We start from the raw sequence: 6,531 nt of genomic DNA on the forward strand, positions 1-6,531 counted from the left end.
AACGATCTTCCGCGACACGGTCCCCAACCAGATCTTCGGCGGCCCCGGCAATGACTGGTTCTGGGCCGTGCGCACCACGACACTGGCCGACAAACTGACGGGTTACGCCAGCGGCGAAGTCGAGACGTTTGAATGATGACTGATTTGGTGGGCCATGAAGTCATGCGCGCTCACAAGAACGAACCTGCTTGCCGTTCATTCTTGGCGAGCCGAACGCCGTCAGACGTCGGGTAACGACTTTTGCCCGCCAGAAGCGTTCACCACGGGTCATGGTCTGGCCGGGAAAAAGGGAAGCGGTTCGCCCGCCGGAAGCCACCCGGCCGCTCACACTGCTCGGCTCGCCAATACCAAAACCAACCTTTGAAAACCCAAAAAGCGCAACATCAAAACGGGCAATGCCGTGTCCCATTGTCGTTCCGGTTTATCTTGGCATCACCAGCGTCATGCTTCCCCGGCAGATCCAGATGCCGATCACGGCCACGAAGGCGGCGCCGACGACCGGGAGCCAGCGGGCGATGAAGCGGAGGGCGGGGCGGTTGGTCATTCGGCGGTTTCCCCAGGCGACGAGGAGGCCGAGGGCGGTCAGCACCGTGGCCAGGCCGAGGCTGAAGGCGATTAGCGTCCACAAGGCGAAGCCGGGGCGGTTGGCGGTCAGGCAATACAGCACCCAGAGAATCGCCCCCCAACACGGGATCATTCCCCCGGAGATGCCGAGCAGGAGCAGCCGCCACGAACTGACGCTGGCGAATTCCTCCGGCGTCGGGCCGTGCGAATGGCTGCTTCCCACATGAACATGGTCGTGCCCCCCGCTCAACCGGACGACGAACAGCCAGACGCCGATGCCGGCGATCAGCAGACCTCCGAAGAAGCCGAGCAACCCCTGCACGAATCGGGGGGCCGCCTCCGGAAGGACGAACCGCAGGAGCAGGGCGATCACGAAGGCCGTGATCGTGTGCGTGATGGTGACGATCACCCCCAGAATAACGGCGTGCCGGGCGGTTCCCCGTTCGCCGACCAGATAGGCGGCCACCATTGTTTTGCCGTGGCCCGGAGACAGAGAGTGCAGCATCCCGTGGGCGAAGGCGGCCAGCAGCACAAACCAGATGCCGGCTTCGTAGTCGAGCAGCGGGGCGATGTTGTCTTCCTGATAGGCCCGAAAAATCAGGTCGATCAGCGTCGGCGGCGCGGGAGGATCGTGGGGACTGGCTGCTCCTGTCTGACTCTTGGGCTTCGCCCCTGTCGACAGCAGGTGAATGGCGGCCTTGCCGCTGGTCGGCTCCCCCGCCATGCCGGCCCGGCGGTAATCGGCGAGATCATTCCGCGTGTCGAAGATCAACGGCGAAGGGGCGGTGAACTGGATCGCCAGCCGGCCGGGTTTGGAGGGGAAATTCCGGTCTTCGACTTCGTAAGAAACGGGAACAGGCAACGCGACCACGCGAGTCATGCTGCGGACGGAAAACTTGACTGAATCCCCGAAGGTCACTTCGCCGGAGAGTTGCTGAAGGGAAATCTGCCGGCCGTTCCAGCGGAATCGCAGGTTGGCCGGCACGATTGATTGCAACCGCTTCAGGAAGGCGTTGGCGATGTCCTGTCGGCCGAGTTTTCCGGTCGTTTTGAGGTAGACGCCGTACTCCGGGTCGGCGACCAAGGCCAGCAGGGTGAACTCGTCGATCTCCAGTTGGTAATCAATGACGACGAGATCCGAGTGGACCTCGGCAACGATCAGCCGGTCGAAATCTGATTCGGGGACGGGATGGGCGGCAACCGGGCTGGCGAAGAAAACCAACCCGAACAGGGCGACGATAAACGATTGGAAGAAAGACTTCATTGGTGTCAGTCCGGCAGGCGGCCCGACACCGGGAGAGGTGGTCGGGCCGGGTCACTTCTTCGGCTTGCAATATCCCAGCGTCATCAGGGAATACCCGGTGACGAGCGGTCCTTCGCCTTCCAGCCAGCGGTCCGTGGGGTTGATCCACGAACCGTCGGCTTTTTGCCGTTTGGCCAGCTCGGCCGTCAGGTCGGCCTTCCAGTCATGTTTTTTCCCGGCGGCATCGGTCACGTCGGCCGCCCCCATCGCGTCGAGGGTTTTGGCCATCGTGTGGTAGTAGTAATATAGCCCGCGGCCGCCAAGTTCCGGCGGCATCCCCGGATTGGTTTCCACGGTGTAATTCTTGGTGATCCACTCGAACGCCTTCACATAGCGGGGGTCTTCCTTGGAAACGCCGCAATAAATCATGCTTTTGATGCCGGCGTAGGTCATGCTGCCGTAACCCGTGAGGGGCGCTTTTGGATCATCGCTGGTCTTTGTTTGACCACCGGCGGCGGCCGAATAGATGAAGCTGCCGTCGTTGATCTTGCCCGCCCAAGGCCGGTCGTTGAATTCGCTCTTGAGGTTTTGGCACCGGCTCACGAACACCAGGGCCTTTTTCAAAGCCGGGTCGTCCGAGGGGACGCCTGCCTCGTGCAGGGCGTCGAGGAAGAACTGCGAGTTCGAGAGGTCCGGCCGGCTCTTGCTGTCGTAGCCCGCCCCGCCGAAGAAATCGTCCTCGGCCTTTTTGCCCTCTTCCTCGTCCCACTGGAGCTTCTTCAAAAACTTGACCGCGTTGGCCACGATTACTTTGTATTTCTCGGGCTTGTTGGCCGCTTGCAGGGCCAGCACGTTCACGCTGGTCACGTAATTTTGCAGGCCGACGGCCGCGTCCTGCCCGGCCAGATGGCCTTCCTTTTCATTGACAAGCGATTCGATGAACGTGAATGCCTTCGCGACCATCGGGTCGTCCGTGGTGACTTTCCCGGTCTTCAACAACCCGGTGACGACGATGGCGGTGACGCCGCGATTTCGCGGGGCCGTCCCCCAAGAACCGTCGGCGTTTTGGGTTGATTTCAGATAGGCAACGCCCGCATCAACGGACTTGTTCCAGTCGTCGGCCCGGCCGAGGCCGGTGCCCGAGACGACACACGCAAGAGAGAGCAACAGGGCACGCATGGCTGGATTTCCTTCGCAACACGCAATGACATGGGTGACGGCCATTCTACGAAAAGCAAATCCCGCGCCACGGAAAGCGGTCCCTTGTTTTACCTTCCCTGTCGCACGACAATAAGAGGATGAAACCAGAACGTGTTGAAATCCGAATTGTGGCCGGTTCCCTGCGGGGAAGGAAGATTCCCTGCACCGTCCACGACCAGTTTCGCCCCACCCCGGTGATGGTGCGGGAGGCCTTGTTTAGCATCCTCGGGAACGCGATCCCGGAGCGCCCTTTCTTCGACCTCTTCGCCGGGTCCGGCGTCCACGGCATGGAGGCCGTCAGCCGGGGGGCCTCCGAGGCGTTGATGGTGGAGTCCGACGGCAAGTTGGTGAACAACATCGACACCCGCCTCAAGGAATTCGGCATCCTGAAACAAGGCTATGTGGTAAAGGCCGACGTCTACCGTTGGGCCGACCGCTGGATTCCGCCGACGGAACCGGTGAATGTGTTCGTCAGCCCGCCATTCCCGGACCTGACGGAACGGTTCGACCAGTTCTTAAAACTGGTCAACGTGCTGATTGAAAAGATGCCGAACGAATCCGTCATCAGCCTCCAAACCGAAGACGACTGGGACCCGGCCAAACTCCCCGGCACGGACTGGGACATCCGCAAATACGGCCGAAACATGCTGTGCATCTGGGTGAAACTCCCGGCGTCGATGGGGGTGAAGGAAGAGGAAAAAGCGTGATTTGGCGACGGGGAATTGGCCGCTTTTGTGTTGTTTGACTGAATTCCCGGAGCGAGCATGGGCAAAGAGGACGGGCCCCCGAATGCCTCTGATCGGATGATCCGCTCGGCGTTGAAGACGACCGCCAACCTGCGGGCGTTCCTGCGGCGGGCGATCCCGGATGTCGCCGACCGTCTCGTTTTCGACCAGCCGAAGTTTCTCGACACTGAATTCCCCTTCGATGACTGGCGTGGTCGGGAATGCGACCTGCTGGTCGAACTTCCGTGCCGGACGTCGGCCGGATTGACCGAGTCGATCCGGGTGTGCATCCTGATCGAGCATCAATCGGCCACCAACGCCTTCATCCCCCTGCGGACGCTGGTGTATTCCATCATGTATTGGGACCGCCAGTGGCGTGATTGGAAGGCAAGGTCCGGGGACACGCCGTTTCATTTGCGTCCGCTGCTTCCGATTGTGCTGTATTCCAACACAATTCCGTGGGGAAGCGCCCGGACGCTGTCGGATTTGTTCCACCCGGACAACCCGTTTCCGGGTTTCGTCCCGCGTTGGGAACCGCTATTCTGGGAGTTGTCGAGCCAGGACACGGATGAGTTGCTGTCCAGCGGCGAGGCTTTCGATCAGTTCCTTGCAGTGGTCCGCTCCGAGGATGACGAGGCCGACGAATTTGAAGCGGTGCTGCGGCAGGCCCTCGAACATCTTCAAGACCGGCATGCGGACCAGCGTGTGTTGCTGAGCGACATGCTGCGAATGGTGTTCACGCGGGCGATGTGGCAGCGCCCTCGGGACGAACGGCAACGGTGGACGGATCTGACCACCCAAACAGTGCGGGACGCCGAATCCCGCCGGGAGTTGAAAAACATGGGCAAGCGAGCGATCGACGAGATTTACGAAGAGGGAATGCTCAAGGGCAAAGAAGAGGGCCGACGTGAGGGCAAAGAGGAAGGGATGCTCAAGGGTAAACAAGAAGGACTGTTGGAAGGCAAGCAAGAAGGACTGTTGGAAGGCAAGCAAGAAGGTTTGTTGGAGGGTCGGCGGGAGAGTTTGCGGACGATGATCGTCCAGATGGGGCGTCAGCGGTTTGGCGTGTCCAATTCGGAGATTGAGGAAGCGATCCGGGCCGAGAGTGACATCGAGAGATTGCAACAGATTTTCGACCGGGCGATCACGGCGGCCGGATGGGATGGTTTCTTGGGGAAGTGACAGCTTTTGGGGAATGCCGGGATGGCATGAATTTTGCCCCGTATTGATGCGGAAAAGTAGGCCGGGGGCCCTTTGATTGCGAGTGCGTCGTTGACTCCGGCCTCGGGCGGCTCATCTTGATGGAGAAGTGACATGGCAACGCCGGCAAAGAACACGATTTGCCTTTGGTACGATGGCGGTGCCGAGGAAGCGGCGCGGTTTTACGCAGAGACCTTTCCCGATTCGTCCGTCGGCACGGCACATCGTGCGCCGGGAGACTTTCCGTCGGGGAAGAAAGGGGACGTGTTGACCGTCGAGTTTACCGTGATGGGCATTCCGTGCCTCGGGCTTAACGGCGGCCCCTCGGTCAAGCACAACTGGGCGTTCTCGTTTCAAGTCGCCACCGCCGATCAGGCCGAAACGGATCGCTATTGGAACGCAATTGTCGGCAACGGCGGCGAGGAGAGCGATTGCGGTTGGTGCAAGGACAAGTGGGGGCTGTCCTGGCAGATTACGCCAACCGCCCTGACGAAAGCGATCACCGATCCCGATCCAGCCGTCGCCAAACGCGCGTTTGATGCGATGATGACGATGAGAAAAATCGATGTCGCGGCCATCGAGGCGGCCATTCGTGGCTAAGGCCGCTTGGCATGACGGCGAGTTTTGAGATCGCGGATGTTTGGCGAAACACATTTCCGATGGCTGTTCTTAATCGCGTTATTGCTTGCGATCATCGTGCTGTTTTGGTGGCAGGATTTTGACGGCATCGGTTCTTCTTGGAGACATCGCCGGGCGATTCGGCATCGTGAACGGCTGACGGGAGATGAGTTCTGTCGCCGATATTATTTGGACAGCGAGATATCATCCGAACTGGTCATCAGTTTTCGCCAGTTTCACGCGACGTTTTGGGGCAAAGACCCGGAGTTGTTGAGACCGACGGATGATTTGCTTCAAGCGAATGCAGGGGCTGATTTCGCCGAGTGGTCCGCCGAGGTTGAACGAATGTTTGGCGTGGAATTGCCTGAAGAAACCTTGCCCGAATTGAAATCCTTCATGCCGAAACTTGATTGGTCTTTTGATGGTCTCTTGCGTTTTATTGACATGATGCAGAGGCAAAAAAGGCATGAAGATCACACAAAGTGTTGTGAAGAATAAGAACGAGCGGGGAGCAGAGTACTCCGCACGCTCCGCGTGCGGGTGGGACTCTGACCCGTTTCCATCGTCTGGCCTTTGAGGAAGTCCCATCCGCATGCGGAGAGCTTGTGAAAAAATCGTCGTCCGGGAGCGAAACCGTTGTTGGTCCGCGCTAAGTTGAGGTGAACGTCCGCTAATTTCGCGAGAGGCCATGTCCCAACCCGCCCGTCGTCTTCGACATGCGAACCGTCACCAAGCGGAGATGCGGATCGAGTCGCTCGACCAGATGCTTCCGCCCGAGCATTCAGTCCGGTCCGTCTGGGAGTTCGTCGGGGGGCTCGACCTGTCGGAGTTGTCAGGACGGATCAAGGCGCTGCCCGGCCGGGCGGGGGCCCCGGCCTTCGATCCCCGCCTGTTGCTGGCGCTGTGGCTGTATGCCACCATTGAGGGAGTCGGCTCCTGCCGGGAGCTGGCGGAACTGATCCAAAACCACCTGGCGTATCG

The 6,531-nt window shown here is 60.0% G+C and carries 8 protein-coding genes; 5 read left to right on the forward strand and 3 right to left on the reverse strand.

The features are described from left to right. Positions 1-160 precede the first annotated feature (160 nt). The 3 genes from BGIM_RS64415 to BGIM_RS0145845 are packed head-to-tail and all read right to left on the reverse strand — an operon-like array spanning position 161 to position 2,986. Positions 161-409, reverse strand: a complete 249-nt coding sequence (locus tag BGIM_RS64415; RefSeq protein WP_157369967.1) for a hypothetical protein — start codon at positions 407-409, stop codon at positions 161-163. Positions 410-421: 12 nt separating this feature from the next. Then, positions 422-1,828 (reverse strand): nickel/cobalt transporter, encoded by a 1,407-nt coding sequence (locus BGIM_RS59575; protein ID WP_020476285.1) that lies wholly within the window; start codon positions 1,826-1,828, stop codon positions 422-424. Between the two features lie 51 nt (positions 1,829-1,879). Further along, positions 1,880-2,986 carry a prenyltransferase/squalene oxidase repeat-containing protein gene (locus tag BGIM_RS0145845; protein WP_020476286.1) on the reverse strand — a complete coding sequence of 369 codons (1,107 nt, stop codon included), beginning with the start codon at positions 2,984-2,986 and terminating at the stop codon, positions 1,880-1,882. 119 nt (positions 2,987-3,105) lie between these two features. On the opposite strand from BGIM_RS0145845, the gene BGIM_RS59580 reads away from it, so the two are divergent. The 5 genes from BGIM_RS59580 to BGIM_RS56255 all read left to right on the forward strand — a co-directional run. Beyond that, positions 3,106-3,714, forward strand: a complete 609-nt coding sequence (locus BGIM_RS59580; protein WP_020476287.1) for an RsmD family RNA methyltransferase — start codon at positions 3,106-3,108, stop codon at positions 3,712-3,714. A 57-nt stretch (positions 3,715-3,771) separates the two neighbouring features. Continuing rightward, entirely contained in the window at positions 3,772-4,914 is a 1,143-nt protein-coding gene (locus tag BGIM_RS56250; RefSeq protein WP_020476288.1) for an Rpn family recombination-promoting nuclease/putative transposase, read from the forward strand. A gap of 132 nt (positions 4,915-5,046) precedes the next feature. Beyond that, complete coding sequence (locus BGIM_RS0145860; RefSeq protein ID WP_020476289.1) at positions 5,047-5,532, forward strand: VOC family protein; 486 nt, start codon at positions 5,047-5,049, stop codon at positions 5,530-5,532. A 36-nt stretch (positions 5,533-5,568) separates the two neighbouring features. After that, a complete protein-coding gene (locus BGIM_RS0145865; RefSeq protein ID WP_020476290.1) occupies positions 5,569-6,048 on the forward strand; it encodes a hypothetical protein in 480 nt (159 codons plus the stop codon). A 190-nt stretch (positions 6,049-6,238) separates the two neighbouring features. Beyond that, positions 6,239-6,531: transposase (locus BGIM_RS56255; protein WP_040892355.1), on the forward strand; the 293-nt coding region annotated here is incomplete at its 3' end.

Source organism: Zavarzinella formosa DSM 19928, from assembly GCF_000255705.1.
GTDB classification, from domain to species: domain Bacteria; phylum Planctomycetota; class Planctomycetia; order Gemmatales; family Gemmataceae; genus Zavarzinella; species Zavarzinella formosa.

Coding starts and splice junctions, on each gene's coding strand:
- BGIM_RS59580 (WP_020476287.1), top strand. CDS start 3,106: ATGAAACCAGAACGTGTTGAAATCCGAATTGTGGCCGGTTCCCTGCGG.
- BGIM_RS64415 (WP_157369967.1), bottom strand. CDS start 409: ATGGGACACGGCATTGCCCGTTTTGATGTTGCGCTTTTTGGGTTTTCA.
- BGIM_RS59575 (WP_020476285.1), bottom strand. CDS start 1,828: ATGAAGTCTTTCTTCCAATCGTTTATCGTCGCCCTGTTCGGGTTGGTT.
- BGIM_RS0145865 (WP_020476290.1), top strand. CDS start 5,569: ATGTTTGGCGAAACACATTTCCGATGGCTGTTCTTAATCGCGTTATTG.
- BGIM_RS0145845 (WP_020476286.1), bottom strand. CDS start 2,986: ATGCGTGCCCTGTTGCTCTCTCTTGCGTGTGTCGTCTCGGGCACCGGC.
- BGIM_RS0145860 (WP_020476289.1), top strand. CDS start 5,047: ATGGCAACGCCGGCAAAGAACACGATTTGCCTTTGGTACGATGGCGGT.
- BGIM_RS56250 (WP_020476288.1), top strand. CDS start 3,772: ATGGGCAAAGAGGACGGGCCCCCGAATGCCTCTGATCGGATGATCCGC.